We start from the raw sequence: 25,740 nt of genomic DNA, 5'->3' as shown, positions 1-25,740 counted from the left end.
TTTACCGCATACCTAAGCGCAGGGCTCTCCCCTTAACCGGTAACTATTAACTGGTTAAACAGGGGAGGGCCTGCCAGTACCCCAATTACAAAGACCTTCAGGAGATGAATGTGGATACAGCACAGCTGATCGACGGCAAGGCCGTTGCGGCCAATCTACGTAAAGAGATCGCCGAACAGGTGAAACTGCGCAGCGAAAAGGGCCTTCCCGCCCCGGGCCTGGCCGTAGTCCTGATCGGTGAAGACCCTGCCTCCAAGGTCTATGTGGGTAGCAAAGTGAAGGCCTGTGAAGAGGTTGGGTTCGTTTCACGCAGCTATCGCATGGACGTGGAAACAACGCAGGGCGACCTGCTCGCACTGATCGATGAACTCAACGCCGATGCGGAGATTCACGGCATACTGGTACAGCTGCCGCTGCCGAAGCAGATCGACGTTCAGTCAGTGATCGAGCGCATCGATCCGAAAAAGGATGTGGATGGCTTCCACCCCTACAACCTGGGTCGTCTGGCCGGCAAGGCGCCTACTCTGCGCCCCTGCACACCTTACGGCTGCATGCGTCTGCTCAAGGCCTACGGTATCGATCCCATGGGTAAAAAGGCGGTGGTCGTCGGTGCATCCAACATCGTGGGTCGCCCGGTGGCGCTGGAGCTGCTGATGGAACGTGCCACCGTCACCGTCTGCCACTCCAAAACCCAGGACCTGCCCGCCGAACTGGCCGACGCCGATATCGTGATTGCCGCCGTGGGTATCCCCAACTTCATCAAGGGCGAATGGCTGAAGCAGGGCGCCGTAGTGATCGATGTGGGTATCAACCGCCTGGCGAATGGCAAGCTGACCGGCGATGTGGACTTTGAAGCGGCGCGGGCAAAAGTCGCTGCCATCACACCAGTGCCGGGTGGCGCAGGTCCGATGACCATCGCCTGTCTGCTGCAGAATACCCTGGAAGCCTGCGAGGCGATGGAAGCCGCCTGAGGTTCAGGCTTAACGCCTGATCCCAGTACTTAATTAAAAGCCCTTCGGGGCTTTTTTGCGTTCTTAAATTATCTGTCTTTCGTTAATGCTGGTCGTAGTGCCCGCCGATAGCGAAGATATAGATGGCATGATCATCGAAGCGGAATATCAAACGGTCTTGCTGCGAGATCCGCTTTGACCATAGGCCTGAGAGGTTGTGTTTGAGGGCCTCGGGCTTACCCAGGCCAGATGAAGGATCTTCGGAGCGGAGCATTTCCCTGAGTAATTTACAGAGCGCCTTGTGCAGTCGTTTGTCCTTTTCGCGCATGGTCTCATACGCTTCCCAGGTATTGCCCTCAAAGACCAGTGATCTCATTCATCTGCTCTTCGGTCGGTGTGTAGCCCTGGCCACGGGTGTGGGTTTCCAAGGAGTCGGCAATCTGTTGCATCAGGCTCTGGCTCTGCAGGACGTGCAGGGTTTCCTGCTCCCGTTCCCAGTCATCGGCGCTCATTACAACGAAAGCTTCACCGGCGCGGCGAGTCACTTTTAGCGGCTCGTGGCGGCTAACGACCTCTTCTACAACAGTTTTCAGATTATCTCTGAATTTGTTCACGCTGATTGTGTCCATGAAATACACCTTTATGTACGGTAACTCCGTACGACTATAGAGTGAAAAACCGGGCAAGGCCAGTCGTGCCTTTGTTTTGGTTATAGCTGGGAGTAGAGCTCTTTTCCGGGCTTTTCACTCCTCTTCATAGCTGAAAGCTGCCGGGCTTATTAATCATCGGCGCCAGTTTGTGGTCTGCTACACGGAATGGCTTTTAAATATCGTCAGGAAAGGAGCACAGGATGAAACGACGCTATCTACTTCAGGCCGGGCTGGCAGGCGCTGCGGGGCTGCTGACAGCGAAAGGGGCATCAGCTGGCGCAACGCCGTTAACGGACGGTCCAACAGAGGGAGCGCAACCGTACAAAACCGATATCAAGACGCTGGCGATCGTGTCGCATCCCTATCCGGAAAGATCGGTGATGACAAAAGGGTTGCAGCAAGCGGCTGAGCAGGTGGCCGGAGTGCAGGTGCGTAACCTGGAAACGCTCTATGGCTTTGATACCCGCGCCATCGATGCAGCGAAAGAGAAGGAGATCATGCGTGGCGTCGATCGTGTCGTGTTTATGTTCCCGACCCACTGGTTCAATGTCGCGCCGATGATGAAAGCCTACCTCAACGATGTCTGGGGCAGCGTGGGGCCAGGGCTCTGGCAGGGCAAGGAGATGCTGCTGGTCACCACCGCGGCGGGCGGCAGCACGACCTATGGGGAGTCCGGCAGAATCGGCGTAAAGCTTGAGGATGTGTTCCTGCCGATGAAGGCCAGTGCGCTGCATGCCGGCATGACCTACCTGACGCCGCTGGCGTTTCAGGCTATCTCCCGCTCAAAACTGCCGGAGTACCAGCAGGCGTTGATCGAGCGCTTGCAGGCTTAAGCGCTAAATCGGTAAGAGCCTGCAGACGATCCCTTTTGATCGCCTGCAGGCGAGTTACTTCCAGGAGCTGTTTCAGGCTGTGCGTGCCAGGTAACGCCAGCGGAAGTAATCGATCATCACAAAGCCGATCAGGCTGATCCCCAGCAGCGGCATAAACGCCGACAGCAGGGCGACCACCATCAGTAACCGGGCGCGGGTGGGCCAGGGGAGCTGCAGCCAGGATTCGATCATCAGTGTTTTACGCTGGCTGCGGTGACGCCACCAGAGGCGATAACCGTAGATGATCAGCACGATCAAGGCGCAGCCAAAGGCCGCCAGTAGCAGACGGTTAGGCAGACCGAACAGCACTCCCATATGGGCATCTATCCCCCAGCGGATCATCTTGGCTACCAGTGGGTAGTCGGCAAACCTGGCCGCGTCGATCACGCTCAGTGTGGCGGGATCGACGGACACCGCATCCACCTGGGTCGGCCAGGCGCGGTCGATCTCTGCCACGGACCAGCTCTGGTTCGCACTCATCGCAGGCCTGATCTCCAGCTTGTTCGCCACGATGCCGTTTTCACGGGCCAGTTGCAGCGTCGTGTCGAACATATCCACAGAAGCCAGATTATTGCTGGCCGGTTCGGCCAGTGTGCGGTTAACCGACGGGGTCACCCAGTTGAGCTGCTGGCGCACTATGTTGATCCGCTCACCGGCCCAGTTGGACCAGGTAAGCCCGGTGGCGGAGAAGAACAGCATGCCGAGGGCGATCCACAGGCCTATCAGGTTGTGTTTGTGGCGCACCGGCTCCACCTTGCGGGCGCGGCGGTAACGCACGAACCAGAGGATGCAGCCGGTGAGCGCGCCGATCCACATCCAGGAAGCGGCCACTTCGCTGTAGATCCTGCCGTAGTGGCCCAGCAGCAGATGGCGGTGAAAAAAGTCGATGGCGATACGAAACGGCAGAATACCGCTGGTGCCGTACACATCCAGATCGCCTTTGATCTCGAGGTTCGCAGGGTCAATAAAAATACCCCGGTTAGAGTCCTTGGCTGGGTCCTTGAAAATAACCCTTGTGGTTTCGCCCGGTGTGGGAGCGGGGCGCACAGCCATCGGCAGCTCGTCGCTGTGGATAAACTGCTGGGCGGCGCGGATCTGCTCCGCCAGTGGTTTGGCGGGCCCGGTATTGCCTGTGGTGAGCTGCTCGCTGTAGAGCCCATCCTCTATCTCGGGCGTCAGCACGTAAATGACGCCGGTGAGTGCGGCGATCAGAATTAATGGTCCGATAAACAGACCGATATAGAGATGAAGCCGGGTGAGCAGATCCAGCAGCGTGCGCTGGGAAGAGACAGGCGTGGCGCGGCCGCCAGCCTGGCCGGAATCCTTGCGGGACATCTTAAATCTCCGAAAAACAATGAATTAATAGTGGTTGAACGTCGGAGACTTGAGAGGAGGCGCGCGCTTGAGTGCATGCCAGAAGCGGATATATCCCGCATATCCGCCACAGAGTGCCGCGATCAGCAGTGCGGTGGGGATAATCACCGAACGGCTTAACGCCGGGGTTGCGATATCAAGAAACGGGAAATGCTGGATCAGCGAGCAGTAGCCGCAGGCCTGGCTCCAGTCGCTATGCTGATGCTGGCCAGCCCCGTGCGACCCATGTGAGTTAACCGAGTGATGCCGGGCAGGATCGGATGCCAGTCCCCGGCTTAGCTGGCTGTATAGCGGCGCGACAAGCAGCAGCACCAGCGCAAATAGCGCAAGCCAGGCAGAGGGACGAAGTAGATGACGGCGGCGGAGAAACATTAACTCAACAGGGGATCAACAGCAGAATGCAGGCAGGAGCAAGGCTACGCTAATAGAGGGATGAGTTCATCCACTTAAAGAAAAGTCTTACTTTGGATGCAGTTTTACGCTTTGATCAGGTGCTTTGATCAGCCGCTTTGATCAGATCGCTTGCAGAGCCGAGGGCTGGCCAGGTCCAGCCCTTTTCGCCAAGGGAAGTCATTAAGGATATTAAGGGAGGTTACCCGACAGCTTTAACATCCTGGCCAGGCTCTCGGCGGCGAACCTGAGGTTATCCGGCCCCTGTTTCAGGGCTTCATCCAGGCTGCAGACGCCCGGTACGATGCTGAACACCGTGGTAATTCCCTCATCGTAGACCGCATCGATATCCCTGCCCACGGAGCCGGCCAGTGCCACGACGGGGACGCCGTATTTTTGGGCGCGTCGCGCCACGCCGATCGGGGTCTTGCCCCTCAATGACTGACCGTCGATCCTACCCTCACCGGTAATCACCAGCTGAGCGTCACCCAGGTGGTGCTCGATATTCACGGCGTCCAGCACGATATCGACGCCACTTTTCAGGCTGGCGTTGAAACAGGCGAGAAAGGCCGCGCCGAGACCGCCGGCAGCGCCGGCGCCCGGGGCGTTGATGACCTGTTTATCCAGCGTGCGTTCGACAAGTTGGCCGAAGTGGCCCAGGTTGGTGTCCAGGGCGCGCACCATTTGGGGATCAGCGCCTTTCTGCGGTCCGAAAATAGCCGAGGCACCGTTTTCCCCGATGAGCGGGTTATCTACATCGCAGGCGATCTCAAAGCTGGCCTGCTGCAGGCGCGGATCGAAGTCGCTCAGGTCTATCTGTGCCAACCCTGATAGCGCACCGCCGCCGGGTTGCAGCTCCTGGCCCTGTTGGTCGAGCAGCCTGGCGCCGAGAGCCTGAAGCATACCGGCGCCGGCATCGTTGGTGGCGCTGCCGCCAAGGCCAATAATAAAGCGCTTGGCACCCTGGTCGAGAGCGGCCAGGATCAGCTCGCCGGTGCCCCGGGTTGTAGTCAGCCAGGGGTTACGGGATTCCGGCGCCAGAAGATCCAGCCCCGATGCAGCGGCAGCATCGATAACAGCGGTCTCGCCATCGCCAAGCAGTGCCCAGCGGGCCACGATCAGGCGGCCCAAGGGGTCGCTTACCTGGGCTGAAAACCACTGGCCGCCGGTGGCGTTCACCAGCGCTTCGCTGGTACCTTCGCCGCCATCGGCGACCGGCAACTGGATCAGTTCCGCGTGGCTGAGCAGCGGGGCTATACCCTCGGCAATCAGGGACGCGGCCTCTGAGGCGCTCAGGCTTTCCTTGAACGAGTCGGGTGCGATAACTATTTTCATCTCTCTGCTCTTTATAGGTCTATTTATTGGTCTGCCTCTTCTTCTACTTGCTATGTGCCCAGGCGCAGTATGGCCCTGAAGAGGACTTGAGAAGAAAAGGGGGGGGGGGCTGTCCTGAGTGCTCTGCACTCAGGAGGAGCGAACTTATATAGACTTAAGTCTTATTTTTTACGTTATATAGGTCGTGCGGAGATGTCTGTTTTTTATATTATTAAAGTAAGTTCGATGATCACTGAGAAGGCTGTTTGTATCTCAGATAATCGAGAACCATTGTTACTGCATGCGCTTCTCTTTCCTGAATATTGTGCAGGCTGAGTAGGTCTACATCAAAAATAAAGGAAAGTGTCTGTGCGTTTGCCAGATAAAAGTAGCCGAGTGCTGCAATAGATATATAAAGCTGGATAGGGTCCACGTCGTTTCTAAATATCTTTTCTGCAGCGCCGCGCTGAATAATCTCCCGAATCTGGGATACCAGTGGTGAGTGCTGATCCTTGATCTCCGGCAGCGTTTTGAGAAAACGCGCGTTATGCAGGTTTTCGGTCGTCAGCAGCTTGAGGAACCAGGGGTTCTGGTAGAAGTGACGGAAGGTGAAGCGCACCAGCCTGTCCATCGCCTCAACCGGCGGGTACTGCTCGAGGCTGAGCTCCCGTTCCCCCTGGCGTATCGTCCGGTAGGCGTCGGCCAGTACCGCACGATACAGATCCTCTTTGTTGCCGAAGTAATGGTAAATAAGCCGCTTGTTCGCTTCTGCGTTTTTGGCAATGCTATCCACCCGCGCTCCATCAAACCCTCGCTCGCAGAATTCTTCATGCGCTGCGTTAAGAATCTGTTGTTTAGTGGCTTCTGGGTTACGTTTACGGACCATTAGGTGGACACCATTTCAAAGTTAGCTGGGTTTATCGGCAGTTTTAACCGGCGCTCGATATAAACCGATGGATGCGAAAAGAGAAGCGACCATTTTTCTGAATAGCGGGATACTTAAAAGTATAGCTAAAAAAGTGACCGCGCATAGTACCATACTTATAGGTCGAGTAAAGAAAGGCGCAGGGTCACCGCCAGTCAGCATCAGGCCTCGACGCAGGTTTGTATCAAGCAAAGTACCCAGAATAATACCCAGGACGATCGGCGCCATAGGGAATTTCAGCTCACGCAGAATAAAGCCGGCGATCCCGAAGAATATCATCACGTAGACATCAAACATGCGCTGGGTAATTGCAAAGGGGCCCACCACACAGAGTATGTAAACGATCGGCATCAGCTTTTCTCGGGGGATGGACAGTACCTTTATCAGCAGCTTGCTCATTGAAAGGCCGTAGGCGGTGATGGCGATGGTGGTAAACAGCAGCATCGCGATAACCTGGTAGAGAAAGCTCGGGTTCTGGATCATCAGCGTAGGACCGGGTTGGATGTCATGGATAAACATCGCCGCGATCAGTACCGCCGCCGAGGTGGAGCCGGGAATTGCCAGGGTCAGTACCGGAATCATCGCGCCTGGAATAACGGCGCTGTTGCCGGTTTCCGCCGCGGTGAGGCCTTCATAGGAGCCGTCGCCGAACTTCTCTTTCTCCTTGCTGGCGCGGCGGGCGGCAGCATAGGAAGCCCAGCTGCCGATATCTTCACCGACGCCGGGGATGATGCCCACCAGGGTGCCGATGATGCCGGAGCGGAAGATGGTGCGGCGGTAACGCCAGATATCAATGAAGCGCGGGATGACCCGGTCTTTTGAGGTGATCACCTGGGAGTCTTTGCGATTACGCATCACCGTCAGAATTTCGGCAAAACCGAAGGCGCCGACCATGGCGGGAATAATACCCACGCCACCGGACAGCTCCGGCATATCGAAGGTGAAGCGCTGATAAGCCTGCAGGCTTTCCATGCCGATCATGGCAACCAGAAGACCGAGTATCCCTGAAATATAACCTTTGAGGGCATCGGTGGGTGACGTCAGCTTGCCGCAGATCACCACGCCAAAGGCTGCGAGCCAGAAAAACTCGTAGGAACCGAAGTCGAAGGCTAGCTCGGACAGCATCGGTGCCAGCAGTGCCAGGCAGAAGATGCCAACCACCGTGCCGATCGCCGAGCTGGTGGTCGCCAGGCCCATGGCGTATCCCGCCAGGCCCTTTTTGGCCAGCGGATGGCCATCGAGGCTGGTGGCGGCGCTGGCTGGCGTACCCGGAATGTTAAGCAGAATGGCGCTGCGGCTGCCGCCGTAAATAGCACCGACATACATGCAGATCAGCGAAAGAATCGCCTGATCACCGGGCATGTTATAGGTCAGGGTGACCAGCAGCGCGACCCCCATGGTCGCGGTGAGACCCGGCAGCATGCCGATGATGATCCCCAGCAGTGTTGCCCAGGCAATGGTGAACAGGTTGGACAGGGTCATTAAATGACTTATGCCGTCACCCAGCATTACCAATCCTTCAGAAAACAGCATAACCAGCTCTCCTCTCTAATTTCTCAGGGCAAGCGAACGAGAAAACCATCCTGGAATATCCAGGTGATCGCGATGCCTACCAACACCCCTTCGATAGCGGCCAGAGTCACGCAGCGCGCCAGGCCATGCTGTTTGTCGGAGATGAAGTACTCGAAGATGAAAATGACCGCAAAGGTGAACAGAGCCGTGGCTATCCAGAACGGAAGCCGGCCGACCAGACCCAGGGTGTAAAACAGCGCCAGGGCCAGCATGGTCAGTAAACGGCGCATTTCGTTGCTGCGAAACAGGGCCGGGATCTCCAGGCTTCTGAAGTGCGCCGACAGGTCGCCGGACCGGATCGAGCGCAGACTGAGGAGAAAGCCGCAAAGCGCGAGACCTGCGCCCAGTATCATCGGAACCAGACCGGGGATGGCGTATCCGGGTACGCCCCTGGATTCCAGTCTTGGCATATTCCACGCGCTATAGAAGACGATAAGCCCCAGAACGAGGAAAACCGCGCCGATAAAGAGATCGGACACTATAAGTCTGCTGTTGTTTTTCATGATCTGCTTGCCTTGAACATGACAGGCTGCTCAGCGGGCGAACCCACTGAGCAGCCGGGATGTCAGTTGGATACTTCAGCGTGTTTTTCGCAGTCGATACCGATCTCTTTGGGATCGATAACGGCTTCGCCACGGGCCACATAGGCGCAGGCGTTCTCGATAACGCTCGGCATGGCGCGGCGGCGCGCTTCATCACCGTAGGAGGGATCGAAGATGGCACCCTGGTGGCGGGCATACTTCTCCAGCTCCGGTGAATGCATCACCTGTTCTTCCCAGACCTTATCCATGGCGGCAATTACCTCTTGCGGTGCATCCTTGGGGATAAACACGCCGAAGTAGTCCGGTGCGATGGGGAAGTCCGGCAGCCAGTTGGTGATCGGCGGGATAGGATCGGTGCCTTCGATCATCAGTGGCTGATCGCTGAGTACGGCCAGGGGCTTGAGGCGGCCACCGCGAATCATCTCCGCCTGGGATACCGCCAGCTGGGTGGTCACCATCGCTTCGCCGCGGGCTGCAGCAATGACCGCCGGGTTGCCGCCGGGGTAAGTGATCATGCGGTATTTGAAACCGCCCGCATCGCTGATTGAAGAGATCGCCGTGCCACCGGAAGAGACGCCCCCGGCGGTGGCGACGGTAATATTTTCGCCGCGCTCCTTGAAGGCGGCCAGCAGTTCGCCGAAGTCATTGAACTCGCTGGAGGAGGGCACGCTGACCACCGGCACGTTGGCCACCGAGAGGTAGATATGCCAGTCATCGATATCCGTACCCTCAATCAATCCATTGATGGAGTAGTTGGCGTTATTGGCGATGGCGTTGGCGGTCCAGGTGTAACCGTCCTTTTTCGCCAGCAGGGTTTCCCGGGTGCCTATAGCGCCCGAGGCGCCCGGCTGGTTGACCACAACGATGCTCTGGCCAAGTCCTTTCTCCAGCAGAGGGGCGGTGATGCGGGTGACCTGGTCGGTTGAGCCACCGGCTCCCCAGGGCACGATAATGTTGATCGGTTTTTCTGGTGTCCATCCTTGAGCGAAGGCGCAAGTGCTGACCAGGGTTGTTGCGATAAGACAGCTTTTAAGCGTGGTTTTTATCGGTCGCATCATAATCTCCAGTCTTATTTTTCTTTTAACTTTGATTATTGCTTTTGGGGCTCCAGGTTCAGCGTCGCCTGAGAAGGGGTAGCCAGGGCCTGGAGTGTTGTTGGAAAAGCTGAAGGAAGGATAAGAACGCGCAGTCGACCCGACCTGCGTTGAAGCGGTCGCCTGCCTGGCCATACAAGTCATTGCCCGCAGGTGAATTGCATAGCCTGGTATTGCCCGGGTGGCAGTAGCTGCTCAGCCACCGGTTAGTCTTTGGGGTCAGTGAAAGTTTCATCGTTCTTATGCTTGTTTGTAACTTTATAGTTACCTGAGGCTAGCAGCGAGGATTTTTCTTGTCAATTGTTCGTTTTCTGAGCCTCACCTTCAACCATTTACCTACGTTCACTAAACGTTAATACCCCGGTTTGTCCGCAATATATCAATTTAAAACAACAGCTTATATTTAATTTTTACGATTTCAAGGTTCTTCTTTAATCCATAAATAACTATTTAGTTACATATGTGTTGACTTCGAAAAAAGCCGCTACTAGGATTCGTAAGTATCTAGACGGTTACATAGGTTTTGGCCGGATAGGCATAGATCTGAAGGGCACATTGCCACGGGACAGGTTGGCACGCCGGCTGACCGCTCAGCCCCTTTGGATGGAACAACTTGATCTGCCCGGCCGCGGGCGAAAACAAAAACAAGAGGTAGCACAATGGCTGACGTAAGACTTGGAATCATCATGCACGGTGTCACTGGTCGCATGGGTATGAATCAGCATCTGATCCGCTCGGTGCTGGCAATTCGTGACCAGGGTGGTGTCGTTCTCTCCAATGGCGACCGCGCTGTGCCGGATATCATCATCGTCGGCCGCGATGCCGACAAGATTGAACGTCTGGCGAAAAAGCATGGTGTAGAGCGCTGGACCACCGATCTGGATGCAGCCCTTGCCAACCCGGATGACAAGATCTTCTTCGATGCGGCTTCAACTCAGCTGCGTGCGGGCCTGCTCAAAAAGGCGATGGATGCAGGTAAAGCGGTTTACTGTGAAAAGCCGACGGCGGAAAAGCTTGAAGTGGCTCTGGAGCTGGCCCGCTACGCCAAAGAGAAAGGCGTTTGTAACGGCGTCGTACATGACAAGCTGTCCCTGCCGGGTCTGATGAAGCTGAAAGCGCTGCGTGACAACGGTTTCTTCGGTGAAATCCTGTCGGTGCGTGCCGAGTTCGGTTACTGGGTCTTCGAGGGTGACTGGCAGGCGGCGCAGCGTCCGAGCTGGAACTACCGCAAGCAGGATGGTGGCGGCATGATCCTGGATATGCTCTGCCACTGGCGCTACGTGCTCGATAACGTCATTGCACCGGTGAAAGCGGTCAGCTGCCTGGGCGCGACTCATATTCCCAAGCGTTGGGATGAGAAGGGCCAGCCCTATGAAGCCACTGCCGATGATGCAGCGTACGCAACCTTCGAACTGGAGGGCGGCATCATCGCCCAGATCAACAGCTCCTGGTGCACCCGTGTCCGTCGCGATGACCTGGTGACCTTCCATGTAGACGGCACCCTCGGTTCCGCCGTGGCTGGTCTGCACACCTGCCGTACCCAGAGCCGGGTCAACACCCCGAAACCGGTCTGGAACCCAGATGAGCCACAGACCATGGACTTCATGAACGACTGGGTCGAAGTGCCAGACAACATGCACTACGACAACGGCTTCAAGGTGCAGTGGGAAGACTACATCCGTCACGTGCTCGAAGGTGGTGCCTGGGAATACGACCTGCTGGCCGGTGCCCGCGGCGTGCAGCTGGCCGAGCTGGGTCTGAAAAGCTGGGAAGAGCGCCGCTGGCTCGACGTGCCGGTACTCGAGGTTTAATTCGGCACTGTAGCCGGAAGCAGGTGGGGTGAACATACGCCTCGCACCCCCGATGAACGCCTTCACCTGCTGCTCCTTCCCCCGGCTGCATTCATGCCGCTTTTTATCACCCAAACCGGGCTCCCCTTATGTATCGGTATCGGGAGCCGGTGCATAAGCACCGCCACTCAGCGTTTGTCAGCGTCAGGGGATGCCCGGTTTCTGCAAATAAAAACAGAGTGATCCTTATGTCTGAATTGATTCTGCCCGTCGCTGCCGGCGGCACCGAGCGCTACCGGTTAAGCGTACAGCGTGAGTTTGCCCAGCAGATCGACGCTCCATTGCCCCGCATTGCTTACTCCGCCGCCCACGTTGTTGCCGATCCGCTGCGTGACTGTTCTCCCTGGCTGGAAGCGGCCGTGGACTGGGATGCCACCATCGCTTATCGCCAGTACCTCTGGAAATTGGGCCTGGGCGTTGCCGAGGCGATGGATACCGCGCAGCGCGGTATGGGACTGGACTGGGAGGGCGCCAAGGAGCTGATCCGTCGCTCTCTGGATGCTGCCAGCGATTTCCCGGGCGCTCTGGTCGCCTGCGGCTGCGGAACCGATCACCTGCAACCGGGGCCGGATGTCAGCGTTGATGATGTGATCCGCGCCTATGAAACCCAGATGGAATATATCGAAGGCCTGGGCGGCAAGCTGATCATCATGGCCAGCCGTGCACTGGCGGCCTGCGCCCGCTCACCGGAAGATTACGCCAGGGTGTATGGCCGCATCCTGTCCCAGGCGAAAGAGCCGGTGGTACTGCACTGGCTGGGCGAAATGTTCGACCCGGCGCTGAACGGTTACTGGGGCAAGGATGATCATGAGGCGGCGATGGATGTCTGTCTGGGGATTATCGAAGAGCACGCCGACAAGGTGGATGGCATCAAGATCTCTCTGCTGGACAAGGATAAAGAGATCTCCATGCGTCGCCGCCTGCCCGAGGGCGTGCTGATGTACACCGGTGACGACTTCAACTACGCCGAGCTGATCGAAGGGGATGAGCAGGGCCACTCCCATGCGCTGCTGGGGATCTTCGATGCCATCGCACCAGCGGCCAGCTCTGCGCTGCAGGCGCTGGGTAAAGGCGACCTGGCGACTTACCACGATATCCTGACGCCCACCGTGCCGCTGTCACGCCATATCTTCCAGGCGCCGACCCGCTTCTATAAGACCGGCGTGGTGTTCATGGCCTACCTGAACGGACACCAGAACCATTTCAGCATGATTGGCGGGCAGCAGAGCACCCGGTCCGTGCAGCACCTGAGTGAACTCTTCCGCCTGGCCGATCAGGCCGGCCTGCTGACCAACCCGGATCTGGCCGTGGCGCGCATGCGCAACGTGCTGGCGACCTACGGTGTGGAGGGATAAACGATGCGCGACTTCTCCAATGATATGGAAAACCTCTCGCTCAATACCGCGACCGTGCGTCAGCGCTGGAACCTTGAGCAGATTATCGATGGCTGCGCCCGTCACGGGATTGTCGATATCAGCCCCTGGCGCGATCAGGTAGCCGATTGCGGCCTGGAAAAGTCCGCCAAACTGATTCGCGATGCGGGGCTGACCGTGTCAGCACTCTGTCGTGGCGGTATGTTCCCGGCGGCGGATGCCCGCGGTCGTCAGGCGGCGATCGATGATAACTGCCGCGCCATCGATGAAGCGGTGGCGCTGGGCTCACGCAGCCTGGTGCTGGTGGTTGGCGGTTTGCCGGAGGGCTCCCGTGACCTGGAAGGCGCCCGCGAGCAGGTGCTCGACGGCATGCGTTCGATCCAGGAGTACGCGCTGAGCTGTAATATGCCACTGGCGATCGAGCCCCTGCACCCGATGTACGCCGCGGACCGCGCCTGTGTGAACACCCTCAAGCAGGCGCTGGATATGTGCGACCGCCTGGGCGAAGGCGTCGGTGTTGCTGTGGATGTTTACCACGTCTGGTGGGATCCGGAGCTGCGCGAGCAGATCATGCGTGCCGGCCGCAGCGGCAAGCTGTTTGGCTATCACGTCTGTGACTGGATGGTACCGACCCAGGATCTGCTGCTGGATCGCGGCATGATGGGTGACGGCGTTATCGATCTGAAGAAGATCCGTGGCTGGGTCGAAGAGGCGGGCTTTAACGGCAAGTGCGAGGTCGAGATCTTTTCTGCCGAGAACTGGTGGAAAAAGGATCCTGACGAAGTACTTAAAACCTGCATCGAGCGCCATCAGAGCGTTGTCTGATCGATGCCTGCTGGGTGGGGGCCTGAGCTATTTTTGATATAGCTGCTTTGATATCGCTGTTTTGATAGTGATGTTTGAGAGACCTTCGCCCAGCACTTTGATTTTTATCCCTTTTCTTCCCTTTGGTTGCAGCTGATAGCTGGCCGTGGCGGTCCTTTTGCCGGTCTGTATCCAGTCTACCTGCCCAGCGTCAAAGCCTGGAGTCGAAGCCTGCGGCCAGATCGCCCTGCATAACCAACACAATAATAAACAGTAGAGATGTACCCATGGATAACCTTGCCGAGCCTCTACGTAAGAACATCAACCTTCTTGGTCAGTTTCTGGGTGAAGCGATCAGAAACGATCAGGGGGAAGCGGTTTTTCAGAAAATTGAGAGCATCCGGGAGAGTTCCAAGAACTCCGGTGACTGCCAGTGGGGAAGGCCGCTTCTCAATCTGATCGAACATATTGACGATGAACAGCTGGTGCCTGTGGCGCGGGCGTTCAGCCAGTTTCTCAGCCTCTCCAACCTGGCCGAAGAGGTCGACCGGGTCCGCTGTTACCGCCATCCGGAGACCGATGAGCCTGACCCCTATGCGCTGAACCGGGTGTTCGACGCCATACTGCAGCAGGATATCTCGCCCGCCCAACTGGTAGAGAAAGCGGCGGACCTGAAGATCGAGCTGGTGCTGACCGCTCACCCCACCGAGGTCAACCGACGCACCTTTATCCAGAAGTACGACAGCATGGCGCGCTGCCTGGAGTCCATGGAAGGACTGCATCCGTCGAGCCCTACCGCGATTAACCAGAAAGAGCGCCTGCGCCAGCTAGTCAGCGAAGCCTGGCACACGCCGGAAATCCGCAGCAATCGGCCCTCGCCGGTGGATGAGGCGAAGTGGGGTTTTGCGGTGATCGAAAACTCCCTTTGGGAGGCGGTGCCCCGTTTTCTGCGTAACTTCGACCGTGAACTGGAACGTGTCTCGGACCAACGCCTGCCGGTCGATGCATCGCCGATCAGCTTTGCCTCCTGGATGGGCGGCGATCGTGACGGCAATCCCAATGTCACCGCGGCGGTCACCGCCGAGGTGCTCTGGCTGTCGCGCTGGATGGCGGCGGATCTGTTCCTCAAGGATATCGGCCAGCTGTTGCAGCAGCTCTCCATGACTCGCGCCAGTGATGAACTCTGGGCCGAGGTCGGCGAGTGCGATGAGCCTTACCGCAAGCTGCTGCGTGGTGTGCGCACCCGGCTGGAGAACACCCGCCGCTGGACCGAAGAGTGCCTGAAGCTGGGCTGGCGCGAGCCGGTGGATGTTTACCGGCTCAATGCCGAGCTGCGCGAGCCGCTGCTGCTCTGCGACCGTTCGCTGCGCGCCTGCGGTATGGCGGATCTGGCGGACAGTCTGCTGCGCGACACCCTGCGTCGTCTTGCCTGTTTCGGGCTGGGCCTGGTGCGTCTCGATATCCGCCAGAGCTCCGAGCGCCACGCCGATGCGCTGGATGAGGTGACCCGTTATTACGGCCTCGGCAGCTACCGCGACTGGAGCGAAGAGGACAAGCAGGCGTTCCTGATGCGGGAGCTGAACAGCAAGCGGCCGCTGTTACCGAAAGAGTGGCAGCCCAGTGCCGAGACGCGAGAGGTGATCGACACCTGCGAGGTGATAGCCCGGCAGAGCCCGGAGGTACTCGGCAGCTACGTGATCTCCATGGCGTCGGCGCCCTCGGATGTGCTGGCGGTGGCGTTATTGCTGCAGGAGTGCGGCGTCGCCTTTCCGATGCGCATCGTACCGCTGTTCGAAACCCTGGCCGACCTTAATAACGCCGAGCCCTGTATGGCGCAGCTGTTCGATATCGGCTGGTACCGCCATTACACCCAGAACCACCAGGAAGTGATGATCGGTTACTCCGATTCCTCCAAGGATGCTGGCGCGCTGGCGGCGGCCTGGGGCCAGTATCGTGCCCAGGAGGCGTTGACCCGTCTCTGCCGGGAGATGGGTTTTACCCTGACACTGTTTCATGGTCGTGGTGGCACCGTCGGTCGCGGCGGCGGCCCCAGTCATCGCGCCATTCTCGCCCAGCCGCCGGGTTCGGTGGCTGGCCGCCTGCGCGTAACCGAACAGGGCGAGATGATCCGCTATAAGTTCGGTATGAGCGATATCGCCGTGCGCAGCCTGGAGCTGTACGCAAGCTCGGTGCTGGAGGCGAGTCTGGTGCCCGCGCCGGAGCCGAAACCCGAATGGCGTCGGTTGATGGATGAAATGGCAGAGACGGCGCACGGGCTCTATCGGCAGTTTGTCTGGGAAGAGCCAGACTTCGTGCCCTATTTCCGTCAGATCACGCCGGAGAAAGAGCTGGCTAAACTGCCACTGGGCAGTCGCCCCTCCAAGCGCAAGGTGGATGGCGGTGTCGAAAGCCTCAGGGCGATCCCCTGGATCTTCGCCTGGACCCAGATCCGGTTAAATCTGCCTGCCTGGCTGGGCAGTGATAAAGCGATAGATGAGGCGATGAGTTCGGGTCATCAGCGGGATTTAGAGCAGATGTTAAGCGATTGGCCCTTCTTTAAGTCGTATGTAGACATGTTGGAGATGGTTTTGGCTAAAGCGGACCCTGGAATTGCTCATTATTATCAGCAGCGACTGGTTGATCCGCAATTCAGTGATCTGGGGGAGCGCCTTATAGAACGGCTGCGACAGTGCCAGAACCTGATTAAGCGGTTAAGAAAATGTGAGGTTTTACTACAGGATAAGCGAGCAGTTCGGGAGTCGTTTGAAGTCCGAAAAACCTATATCGACCCGCTCCATTACCTGCAGGCAGAGCTACTGTTGAGAGACAGAAATAAACCCGGTGAGGCCGTCGACTTTGCGTTGATGGTGACCATGACGGGTATAGCAACAGGTATGAGAAATACGGGTTGAAAGTTCAATTTATGAAAGGGGAGCCAGGCATCAGGCTATAACGTTTCGGTAACGTCACTGACCTGGTCGCAGCTTCCTATAACTGGATTCTTAACTTAACCCTTAACTTAATCCTTTAACGACATCGTTTTGTTTATCGATGATATCCCCCGTTTAGATAAACAGGAGAGCTAGAATAATGAAAATAGGCATCCCCAGAGAGGTGGAAGAGGGCGAACGCCGCGTAGCGTTGACGCCTGAAGTCGCCACTCAGCTGCACAAGCTGGGTTTCTCTCTTGCCATTGAGACCCAGGCCGGTGCTGCCGCCAACTTCGATGACGAGCAGTATCGCGCTGTCGGTGTCGAGATTGTCGAAGACCCCCGCGAGCTGTGGAAAACCTCAGACATCATCATGAAGGTGCGTCCGCCCAAGGAACACCCGGAGCTCGGCTTTTACGGCGTTGAGCTGCTGGGCAAGGGGCAGACGCTGATCAGCTTCATGTACCCGGCCATGAACCCCGAGATGCTGCAGGATCTGTCCAAGCACGGTGTGACCGCACTGGCGGTGGACTCCGTGCCGCGTATCTCCCGTGCCCAGAAGATGGACGCGCTGAGCTCCATGGCCAACATCGCCGGTTACCGTGCGGTGGTGGAAGCGGCGCAGCACTTTGGTCGTTTCTTCACCGGGCAGATTACCGCTGCAGGTAAGGTACCGCCGGCCAAAGTGCTGGTGATCGGTGCCGGTGTGGCCGGTCTTGCAGCCATCGGTGCGGCGAAAAGCATGGGCGCCATCGTGCGTGCCTTCGATACTCGTCCTGAGGTTAAAGAGCAGGTCGAGAGTATGGATGCCGAATTCCTCATGCTCGATTTCCCGGATGAGGATGGTGCTGGCACTGGCGGTTACGCCAAGACCATGAGCCCCGAGTTTATCAAGGCGGAGATGGATCTGTTCGCGGCCCAGGCGGCGGAAGTGGATATCATCATCACCACCGCGTTGATCCCGGGCAAGCCGGCGCCTGAGCTGATTACCGAACGCATGGTAGCCAACATGAAGCCGGGCAGCGTGATTGTCGACCTGGCGGCGGAAGCGGGCGGTAACTGCAAGCTGACCGAAGCCAACAAGGTGGTGGTCAAGCACGGCGTGACCCTGATCGGTTACACCAACCTGCCGAGCCGTCTGGCGGCCCAGGCCAGTCAGCTTTACGCCACCAACCTGCGTCACCTGCTGACCGATCTCTGCCCTGAGAAGAACGGCGAGATTGTCGTCAACATGGAAGACGAAGTGATCCGTGGCGCCACCGTGGTGAAAGAGGGCGAGGTCACCTGGCCGCCACCCGCACCGCGCATTTCGCTGGCGCCGAAGGAAGATGTCGGCATCAAGTCCAAGGCGGAGCTGGAAAAGGCCGAGCAGAAAAAAGCGCACCCGCTGGCGTTCCTGGTGCCGCTGGCGCTGTCGGGCCTTGCCCTGTTTGGTCTTGGCTCTGTGGCACCGCCTGAGTTCCTCGGTCATTTGACCGTGTTCGTGCTCTCCTGCTTTATCGGTTACATGGTGATCTGGGGTGTGTCTCACTCGCTGCATACGCCGCTGATGAGTGTGACCAACGCCATCAGTAGCATCATCGTTATCGGCGCCCTGATACAGATATCCAGCGACAGTCCGCTGGTGGTGATTCTGGCGACGCTGGCGGTGTTTATCACCAGTATCAACATCGTCGGCGGCTTTGCCGTCACCCAGCGCATGCTGCGGATGTTCAGGAAATAAGGGGCCGACTCATGAACTCAGGCATCATCACAGTTTCATACATCGCCTCCAGCGCCCTGTTCATCATGGCGCTGGGCGGCTTGAGCCACCAGGAAACGGCCCGTCGCGGCAACTTCTACGGCATGCTGGGCATGGGCCTCGCCGTGCTGGTTACTATTGTCGGCCTGGTTACCGAGAACCAGGTGTTCCTGATCGGCGGTATCGTCGTCGGCGGCATTATCGGCTGGATTCTGGCCAAGCGGGTCGAGATGACCCAGATGCCGGAACTGGTGGCTATTCTGCACAGCCTGGTAGGCCTGGCGGCCGTCTTTGTCGGCTGGGCCAACGCACTGGATCATGGCGTGAGCCTCAGCAGTGTGGAGCAGGCAATTCACGCATCGGAAACCTATATCGGTATTCTGATCGGTGCGCTGACCTTCTCCGGCTCGGTTTGTGCCTATCTGAAGCTCGCTGCCAAGATCAGCGGTAAACCGCTGCAGCTGCCGGGACGTCACCTGTTCAACCTCGGGCTCGGCGTGCTGGCGATCTGGTTTGGTGTGGAGTACGTGGCCGCATCGCCGGACGGCGGTATTACCTGGCTGGTGGCGATGACCATCATCGCGCTGATCTTCGGCGTGCATATGGTGGTTGCGATCGGCGGTGCCGATATGCCGGTGGTGGTTTCCATGCTTAACAGCTACTCCGGCTGGGCGGCTGCTGCCATGGGCTTCATGCTCGGCAACGACCTCCTGATCGTGGTTGGTGCGCTGGTGGGCTCGAGCGGTGCGATTCTCAGCTACATCATGTGCAAGGCGATGAACCGCAAGTTCCTCAACGTAATTCTCGGCGGCTTTGGCAACAAGAGCAGTGGCGGTTCCGCCTCTGCGGGCGCTGCAGGCAGCGAAGAGGATATCAAGCCGATCGAGGCCGACGAAGCCGCCGATATGCTGGTGAACGCCAAGGAAGTGATGATCCTGCCCGGTTACGGCATGGCCGTGGCCCAGGCTCAGCACACCGTGTTCGAGATCAGCAAGAAGCTGCGCGACAAGGGCGTCAATGTGCGCTTCGGTATCCACCCGGTTGCGGGTCGTATGCCGGGCCATATGAACGTACTGCTGGCGGAAGCCAAGGTGCCTTACGATATCGTCTATGAAATGGACGAAATCAATGAAGACTTCCCGAATGTGGATGTCTCCGTGGTCATCGGCGCCAACGACATCGTCAACCCCGCCGCCCAGGAAGTTCCGGACAGCCCGATCGCCGGCATGCCGGTGCTGGAGCCCTGGAAAGGCAAGACGACCATCGTCCTCAAGCGTGGCATGAGCACCGGTTACGCCGGTGTGGATAACCCGCTGTTCTACAAGGACAACACTCGTATGTTGTTCGGCGATGCCAAGGACAGTGTGGATTCTATCCTCAAGATCTTGAATGGCTGATCGCTAGCCAGTTGGGGGCGCTAATCCGCTTCCGCGTGATTAGGCCTGAAAAAAACGGCCAGTCCTTTCCGGGGCTGGCCGTTTTTCGTTTCTCAAGACTTTTTGATAACGAGGCTCGATGTCTCATGCTGGCTGAGCGCACTAATCTGTCCCCTTTGTCGCAGCCGAGCATCACAGGCTGAAAGAGAAAAAGGGAAGGGCTGTTTGAGCAGCAACGCTGCGAGTTTCCCTTCCCGCTCTTTCAGGCGAGAAGCACAGGGAAGTCGGCGTAGCCGACCAAGGCGTAGGGGCGGTTTGGGATCGCTAAGGGACTTGTCCGCACAAGTCCCTTGGCTCGACAGCAGTCGAAACCGGCGCTTGGAAATGTGCTAATCAGGAAATTTACCACCGTTAGCGTTCACCTATTCCCTAGTCGGGAGTTCCATCCAAAGCCAGCGGGAGTGAGGGAAGGAGGGCCTACCAGGCCCCCACTACATACCCCAGCTTCTCCGGCAGCCAGAGCGCAAGCCCCGGTACCAGCATCACCAGCAGCAGACTCGCCGCCATGGACGCAACGAAGATCAGTGTCCAGCCCAGGGTTTGTTCCAGTCGTATATTCGCGATTCGCGTGGTCACCATCAGGTTCACCGCCACTGGAGGGGTGAACTGGCCGATGGCGATGTTCATCGCCAGCAGGATACCGAACCAGACCGGGTTCCAGCCGAAGTGTTGCATCAGCGGCAGCAGGATCGGGATCAGGATCAGATAGATCGAGATCGCATCCAGCAGCATTCCCGCCAGCAGAACCAGCAGCATCACAAGCCCCAGCAGAACCCAGCCGTTTTCCGACAGCGACAGCATCGCCTCGGCTAGATGACGGAAGGTGCCCAGGGTAGTGCCGGCCCAGGCGAAGATGCCGGCCAGGGCGATGATGAACATAACGATGCCGGAGGTGATTCCCGCTTCGCCCATCAGGCGCCAGAGATCCTTCAGGGTCAGCTTGCGGTAAATCAGCGTACCGACGACAACGCCGTAGGCCACGGCAACAACGGCTGCTTCAGTGGGCGTAAACAGGCCGGAACGCAGCCCGCCCAGTATCAGCACCGGCGCGAAAAGGGCGGGGATCGCCTGTTTAAAGCTTTCGCCCAACGGCGGGCGTTCGGTGTTTTTCGGATCTTCCCAGCCGTAGCGGCGGGCCAGCAGCCAGGCGGGGATCAGCAGGGAAAGACCTGCCAAGACACCAGGAATCAGACCGGCGGCAAACAGTGCGCGCAGATCCACGCCCGGTACCACGATGGAGTAGAGGATCAGCGCAATCGACGGCGGAATCAGGATCGCAGTGGATGAGGATGCGGCGATCAAGGAGGCCGAGAACGGCTGTGGATAACCGGCGCGTTTCATGCTCGGCAGCATTACCATGGCGACGGCGGCCGCATCAGCGGGGCCGGAGCCGCTCATGCCGCCCATGATCAGGCAGACCAGTACGACAACCACTGCCAGGCCGCCGTGGCGCGGACCGATCAGCGCCTGGGCAAAGCGCACCAGGCTCGCAGCGACGCCGGCGTACTCAAAGATCAGGCCGGTGAGGATAAACAGCGGGATCGCGATCAGAGGGTACTTGGCCACGCTGTTGTAAGTGTTGGTGCCGAGGGTGGCGAGCATATCCGGCGACAGGCCGGAGAGGATGCCAATCATGCCGCCTATACCGAGGGAGATCGCTACCGGGGCGCCGAGGAGCAGGGCGAGCAGGAAGCCGCCAATCATCAGAATATCAGGCGTCATGGTGATCTCCGCTATCCGGTGAACGGCCTTTCAGTCGGTCGATCAGGCTTTGAGTCGAGCGGATCATGATCGCCAGCGTCAGGATCGGCAGCCAGGCTACGTAGATCCAGTTCGGCAGGCCAAGACCGGGGGAAAGTGAATCCCACTCGTACTCTTCCATCGCGAAGGTGTAGCCGTACCAGGTGGCGGCGCCGAGCACGGCAATGCCTGCCGCCCATTGCAGCAGGTAGAGCGCTGGCAGCAGTGAGCGCGGCACATGGTGCTCGATCAGCTCGATACGTATGTGCTGATTATCCCTGGCGGCAGCCGCGGCGCCGGCAAAGGTAACGACTACCAGCAGGAATACGGAGAACTCCTCGGTAAAGGCAAAGGATGCATCGGTGGCGTAACGCACCACCACGTTACCGAGGCTGATAATACAAATGACAGTCAGTGCCAGCGCGGCCAGGAAACGTTCCGGTCGGGCCTTTGGCGGTCTGGATGACATGTAAACTCCAGAAAGGAAAATGCCCGCCGCGTTAAAACGGGCGGGCAGGGATCAGTTTAAAAGTACCCTCAGGCTGTTGAAAAGCGTTATCGAGGCAGCCGGAGCAAGGCAAAAACAGGCGAAAAAGCGGAGTTTAGTAAACTAAATGAGCATATTACTCGCTCCGCTCGCCCCTATGGGGCCGCACTAAAGTGCGTTCAGGCAAAGCCTGTGAGCCTGTTTTTAACGCTGCTTCCGGCAACGTAGATAGTTTTTCAATAGCCTGATTACTTGTTGCGGTTAGCGACCGCGTCCTGCGCTTCCTTGACCAGATCTTCACCGATCTTCGGAGCCCAGTTTTCATAGACCGGTTGGGTCGCTTCGACAAACGCTGCGTGCTGTTCCGGTGTCAGGTCGATCACCTCAACGCCGCGCTCGCGGATCTTTTCCAGGGTCTCTGCCACTTCACCGCGGGACTTTTCGATTTCCCACTTGCCGGCATCGATAGCGGCCTGCTTCAGCAGGGCCTGATCTTCCGGTGAGAAGGTACGCCATACGCGGGTGCTGACGCCAAAGACCAGCGGGTCAGCCATGTAGTGCCAGCGGGTCAGGTAGGTCTGGCCAACCTGGTCGATACGCGCCACGTCGAACACGGCAACCGGGTTTTCCTGGCCATCAACGGCGCCGGTAGTCAGCGCAGGCTTGGCGTCGGCCCAGCTCATCTGGGTCGGGTTGGCACCCAGCGTAGAGAAGGTGTCCTGGAACAGCGGAGACCCGACCACGCGGATCTTCAGGCCCTTGAGGTCTTCCGGCTGGTCGATAGCGATCTTGGAGTTGGACAGCTCGCGGAAGCCGTTTTCGCCCCAGGCCAGCGGAGTTACGCCGCGCTTTTCGATGGCGCTGAAGATCTTGTCACCGGTTTCGCTCTGGGTGATCGCATCGATCGCTGCGTAGTCCGGCATCAGGAACGGCAGGGAGAACAGGTTGAGTTCCGGCACCTGCGGTGACCAGTTGATGGTGGAACCCACGGCCATATCGATCAGGCCAGAGCGCATGGCGGAGAACTCTTTGGTCTGATCGCCGGAAACCAGCTGGGAGTTGCTGTAGATCTTCATGTTGATGCGCCCTTCGGAGCGCTCATTTACCAGCTCAACCCACTTTTCGGCAGCCTGGCCCCAGGGGAAGGCAGCTGGAAGTACGGTGGAAACGGTGTATTCGGCTTTGTATTCGGCGTGCGCAAGCGGGCTCAGCAGCAGGCAGGAGGCGGCGGCTGCCAGCAGGGTGCGTCTTTTCAGCATCGGGGCGTCCTTTTCGATCTTCTTTTGTCTTGGGGTCCACGGGAAGCCGTTGAGCTTCTTAACTGTGGGCGGGGGGCAACAATATGCCGTAGCTGGTGCCGTGCGTAAAGCGTTAGCGGCGGGATACTGGCTCTGGTAGAGGGATCCTTAGTCTTTAGTTCCACTCCGTCTCTATTTTGCCCCCGAATACCTCGGCAAATTGCAGCCAGATGTATGAAGCTTGCCCTCCATCAAAAGCGCTGTGCGGCTTTTTGTGGAAACAGGTGGATAATGGTTGCTCAGCAGAATGAAATGCAGCTGCAGCGCAGCGGTTGAAAGGGATTCAACCGGGGGGCGTTGTCTCCATATAATATGGGCAACGTGATAGGATGCGCTCCGGTTTTCACTCGGGCATCACTCAGGGACTGAAATTAAGTTGGCAGTAAAGACGCGTTCATTTTTGATGTTGCAGGGTGTTGCTTCGCCATTTTTCGCTCGTCTGGCGGATGCTTTAGAAGCCTGCGGTCATAAGGTCTATAAGGTGAACTTTAATGCCGGTGACCTGGCGTACTGGATGCCTCGGGGTAACTCCGCCCATTTTCGCGGCTCTCTGGAGCAACTGCCTGCATTTATAGAAACTCTTTGGCGACGCTGGGGAATCACGGATCAAATTCTGTTTGGTGACCGCAGGCCCGTGCATCGTCCCGCCGTGGAAAGAGCCGAGCGTTTTGGTATCCGTACCCATGTGTTCGAGGAAGGCTACTTTCGTCCTTTTTGGGTTACTCTCGAACGCGAAGGGGTAAACGGCCACTCGCTGCTACCCCGGGATCCAGACTGGTTCCGGGCAGCCGCTGTCTATCTGCGTGACCGGCCAGAAGAAAAAGCGAAAAAATTCCATTCGGCTTTTCGTAAGCGCTCCGGCTATGACGTGATCTATCACGTTGCGGGCATGCTGAATCTGGTTTTGAATCCGCGCTATCAGACCCATTCGCCGATTACCGCGCCGGTTGAATATGCGGGGTATATCTACCGCTTTGCGCGGCTGCGCTTCTGGCGTAAGCGCGATGCCGTGCTGATCGATCGTCTCTGTCAGGAAGCGGACGATTTTCCCTTCTTTATACTGCCACTGCAGCTGAATACGGACGCGCAGATCCGCGATCACTCCCGTTTCGACGATATGCAACAGGCGATGGAGTATATTCTCGAGTCCTTCGCGCGGAATGCGCCGGGTAAATCACGCCTGCTGATCAAGAATCATCCGCTGGATATGGGCCTGGTGGATTACCCGGGGCAGATCGCGCTGCTGGCCAAACGCTTTGGTGTTTATGACCGGGTGGAGTACATAGAGACCGGTAACCTGGAAAAGGCGATCAAGTTTTCCGTCGGAACGGTGACCGTCAACAGTACGGTGGGTATGGTGTCACTGGGGCTGGAACGTCCAACCCTGTGCCTGAGTGACCCGATCTACAATCTGCCAGGCCTGACCTGGCAGCAGGGGATCGACAGTTTTTGGCGTGAGGCTGGTGAACCCGATAAAGAGTTGTTTGAAGCCTTTCGTAAGGTTGTTGTGCATGTCACGCAGATTAATGGCGGCTTTTACTGTTTTGACGGGATCGAGATGGCCGTCGCCAATGCCGCCAAGGTGCTTTGCGCTGAAAACCAGCCGCTTGAAAACCTATTAAGGGCCTGCCCGCTATGACGAAGATATTGATAACCGGGGCCACGGGCTCCATCGGTAGCGCCCTGGCTCTTGAATACGCCACAAAAGACACGCAGCTGATATTGCAGGGACGTAACGCAGGGGTACTTGGGCAGGTTGCGGAGAAATGTCGGAGCCAGGGAGCTGAGGTCAGCGTCGTGGCGCTCGATCTGTCTGATAGAACGGCTCTTGAACAGTGGCTGGATGAAACCCTCAATGATTCGGTTCCAGACCTGGTATTCGCCAATGCAGGGATGAATATCAACACGGGCCCCTATCAGGCGGGTGAGAGTTGGGAGGCAACGGAACAGCTGCTTGAGTTAAATGTGCGCTCAACCTTTTATCTGGTACATCGGCTGGCGCTGGCGATGAAACAGAAGGGCCGTGGACAACTGGTATTGCTCAGTTCGCTGGCGGCCTGGTTCGGTTTGCCGGTGACGCCCGCCTACAGTGGCAGCAAGGCGGCCGTGAAAGCCTACGGAGAGGGGCTGCGAGGCTGGCTCAACGGCAGTGGTGTCTCGGTCACTGTTGTGATGCCGGGTTATGTCAGTTCTGCCATGTGTGATGCAATGCCAGGACCTAAGCCCTTTCTGTGGAAGCCTGAGCGTGCCGCAGGTTTCATCCGCACCAGAGTAGAACGCCGTCGTGCGCGGGTCAGCTTTCCCTTCCCGCTGAACTGGGGGACCTGGTGGCTGGCGGTACTGCCTGCGGCTCTGTCACACCGGATTTTGCGGTTGATGGGGTTCGGTGGCTGATACG

22 protein-coding genes are annotated in these 25,740 nt (G+C 58.0%); 10 read left to right on the top strand and 12 right to left on the bottom strand.

The window, feature by feature from the left end:
- The first annotated feature begins 110 nt into the window (after positions 1-110).
- The gene (folD, locus tag C4S72_RS12670; RefSeq protein ID WP_407657708.1) at positions 111-971 is read left to right on the top strand and encodes a bifunctional methylenetetrahydrofolate dehydrogenase/methenyltetrahydrofolate cyclohydrolase FolD; all 861 of its coding nucleotides are present in this window, start codon (positions 111-113) and stop codon (positions 969-971) included.
- A gap of 82 nt (positions 972-1,053) precedes the next feature.
- Here the strand turns inward: folD and C4S72_RS12665 are convergent, their stop codons facing one another.
- Complete coding sequence (locus tag C4S72_RS12665) at positions 1,054-1,326, bottom strand: Txe/YoeB family addiction module toxin (protein WP_104003482.1); 273 nt, start codon at positions 1,324-1,326, stop codon at positions 1,054-1,056.
- Complete coding sequence (locus tag C4S72_RS12660) at positions 1,307-1,579, bottom strand: type II toxin-antitoxin system Phd/YefM family antitoxin (RefSeq protein ID WP_104003481.1); 273 nt, start codon at positions 1,577-1,579, stop codon at positions 1,307-1,309. The genes C4S72_RS12665 and C4S72_RS12660 overlap by 20 nt, the downstream gene beginning before the upstream one ends.
- 221 nt (positions 1,580-1,800) lie before the next feature.
- On the opposite strand from C4S72_RS12660, the gene C4S72_RS12655 reads away from it, so the two are divergent.
- A complete protein-coding gene (locus C4S72_RS12655; RefSeq protein ID WP_104003480.1) occupies positions 1,801-2,433 on the top strand; it encodes an NAD(P)H-dependent oxidoreductase in 633 nt (210 codons plus the stop codon).
- A 72-nt stretch (positions 2,434-2,505) separates the two neighbouring features.
- Here C4S72_RS12655 and C4S72_RS12650 read toward each other — a convergent pair whose 3' ends face one another.
- From C4S72_RS12650 to C4S72_RS12620, 7 genes are all read right to left on the bottom strand, one after another.
- Entirely contained in the window at positions 2,506-3,807 is a 1,302-nt protein-coding gene (locus tag C4S72_RS12650; RefSeq protein WP_104003479.1) for a PepSY-associated TM helix domain-containing protein, read from the bottom strand.
- Positions 3,808-3,831: 24 nt separating this feature from the next.
- The gene (locus tag C4S72_RS12645; RefSeq protein ID WP_104003478.1) at positions 3,832-4,218 is read right to left on the bottom strand and encodes a DUF2946 domain-containing protein; all 387 of its coding nucleotides are present in this window, start codon (positions 4,216-4,218) and stop codon (positions 3,832-3,834) included.
- Positions 4,219-4,428: 210 nt separating this feature from the next.
- Entirely contained in the window at positions 4,429-5,571 is a 1,143-nt protein-coding gene (locus C4S72_RS12640) for a glycerate kinase (protein ID WP_104003477.1), read from the bottom strand.
- Between the two features lie 229 nt (positions 5,572-5,800).
- Positions 5,801-6,436 (bottom strand): TetR/AcrR family transcriptional regulator, encoded by a 636-nt coding sequence (locus C4S72_RS12635; RefSeq protein WP_104003476.1) that lies wholly within the window; start codon positions 6,434-6,436, stop codon positions 5,801-5,803.
- 21 nt (positions 6,437-6,457) lie between these two features.
- Complete coding sequence (locus C4S72_RS12630; RefSeq protein ID WP_200826760.1) at positions 6,458-8,008, bottom strand: tripartite tricarboxylate transporter permease; 1,551 nt, start codon at positions 8,006-8,008, stop codon at positions 6,458-6,460.
- A gap of 23 nt (positions 8,009-8,031) precedes the next feature.
- Entirely contained in the window at positions 8,032-8,526 is a 495-nt protein-coding gene (locus C4S72_RS12625; RefSeq protein WP_160115513.1) for a tripartite tricarboxylate transporter TctB family protein, read from the bottom strand.
- An 86-nt stretch (positions 8,527-8,612) separates the two neighbouring features.
- Positions 8,613-9,644 carry a Bug family tripartite tricarboxylate transporter substrate binding protein gene (locus C4S72_RS12620; protein ID WP_104003474.1) on the bottom strand — a complete coding sequence of 344 codons (1,032 nt, stop codon included), beginning with the start codon at positions 9,642-9,644 and terminating at the stop codon, positions 8,613-8,615.
- Between the two features lie 698 nt (positions 9,645-10,342).
- On the opposite strand from C4S72_RS12620, the gene C4S72_RS12615 reads away from it, so the two are divergent.
- The 6 genes from C4S72_RS12615 to C4S72_RS12590 all read left to right on the top strand — a co-directional run bounded on the left by C4S72_RS12615 (position 10,343) and on the right by C4S72_RS12590 (position 19,778).
- Positions 10,343-11,494: a Gfo/Idh/MocA family protein gene (locus tag C4S72_RS12615; protein ID WP_104003473.1), complete on the top strand. Its 1,152-nt coding sequence runs from the start codon at positions 10,343-10,345 to the stop codon at positions 11,492-11,494.
- A 227-nt stretch (positions 11,495-11,721) separates the two neighbouring features.
- Positions 11,722-12,888, top strand: coding sequence for a dihydrodipicolinate synthase family protein (locus C4S72_RS12610; RefSeq protein ID WP_104003472.1), 1,167 nt, complete (start codon positions 11,722-11,724; stop codon positions 12,886-12,888).
- 3 nt (positions 12,889-12,891) lie between these two features.
- Positions 12,892-13,731 carry a sugar phosphate isomerase/epimerase family protein gene (locus C4S72_RS12605; protein ID WP_104003471.1) on the top strand — a complete coding sequence of 280 codons (840 nt, stop codon included), beginning with the start codon at positions 12,892-12,894 and terminating at the stop codon, positions 13,729-13,731.
- Between the two features lie 266 nt (positions 13,732-13,997).
- Positions 13,998-16,622 (top strand): phosphoenolpyruvate carboxylase, encoded by a 2,625-nt coding sequence (ppc, locus tag C4S72_RS12600; protein ID WP_104003470.1) that lies wholly within the window; start codon positions 13,998-14,000, stop codon positions 16,620-16,622.
- A gap of 178 nt (positions 16,623-16,800) precedes the next feature.
- The gene (locus C4S72_RS12595) at positions 16,801-18,363 is read left to right on the top strand and encodes a Re/Si-specific NAD(P)(+) transhydrogenase subunit alpha (protein ID WP_104003469.1); all 1,563 of its coding nucleotides are present in this window, start codon (positions 16,801-16,803) and stop codon (positions 18,361-18,363) included.
- Between the two features lie 11 nt (positions 18,364-18,374).
- Positions 18,375-19,778 carry an NAD(P)(+) transhydrogenase (Re/Si-specific) subunit beta gene (locus C4S72_RS12590; protein WP_104003468.1) on the top strand — a complete coding sequence of 468 codons (1,404 nt, stop codon included), beginning with the start codon at positions 18,375-18,377 and terminating at the stop codon, positions 19,776-19,778.
- A 456-nt stretch (positions 19,779-20,234) separates the two neighbouring features.
- Here C4S72_RS12590 and C4S72_RS12585 read toward each other — a convergent pair whose 3' ends face one another.
- The 3 genes from C4S72_RS12585 to C4S72_RS12575 form a co-directional block, all read right to left on the bottom strand.
- On the bottom strand, positions 20,235-21,539 hold the full coding sequence (locus C4S72_RS12585; protein WP_104003467.1) for a TRAP transporter large permease: 1,305 nt from the start codon (positions 21,537-21,539) through the stop codon (positions 20,235-20,237).
- Complete coding sequence (locus tag C4S72_RS12580) at positions 21,529-22,026, bottom strand: TRAP transporter small permease (RefSeq protein WP_104003466.1); 498 nt, start codon at positions 22,024-22,026, stop codon at positions 21,529-21,531. The genes C4S72_RS12585 and C4S72_RS12580 overlap by 11 nt, the downstream gene beginning before the upstream one ends.
- A gap of 266 nt (positions 22,027-22,292) precedes the next feature.
- Positions 22,293-23,303: a DctP family TRAP transporter solute-binding subunit gene (locus C4S72_RS12575; protein WP_104003465.1), complete on the bottom strand. Its 1,011-nt coding sequence runs from the start codon at positions 23,301-23,303 to the stop codon at positions 22,293-22,295.
- Positions 23,304-23,823: 520 nt separating this feature from the next.
- On the opposite strand from C4S72_RS12575, the gene C4S72_RS12570 reads away from it, so the two are divergent.
- Together C4S72_RS12570 and C4S72_RS12565 are read left to right on the top strand one after the other, a co-directional pair.
- Entirely contained in the window at positions 23,824-24,981 is a 1,158-nt protein-coding gene (locus tag C4S72_RS12570; protein ID WP_235009137.1) for a capsule biosynthesis protein, read from the top strand.
- Positions 24,978-25,736, top strand: a complete 759-nt coding sequence (locus C4S72_RS12565) for an SDR family NAD(P)-dependent oxidoreductase (RefSeq protein WP_104003463.1) — start codon at positions 24,978-24,980, stop codon at positions 25,734-25,736. The genes C4S72_RS12570 and C4S72_RS12565 overlap by 4 nt, the downstream gene beginning before the upstream one ends.
- Positions 25,737-25,740 lie beyond the last annotated feature (4 nt).

It is taken from the genome of Marinobacterium lutimaris (assembly GCF_900108065.1).
GTDB classification, from domain to species: Bacteria; Pseudomonadota; Gammaproteobacteria; order Pseudomonadales; family Balneatricaceae; genus Marinobacterium_D; species Marinobacterium_D lutimaris.
The sequence above is the reverse complement of the archived record's forward strand: the minus strand, read 5'-3'. Positions and strand labels throughout refer to the sequence as shown.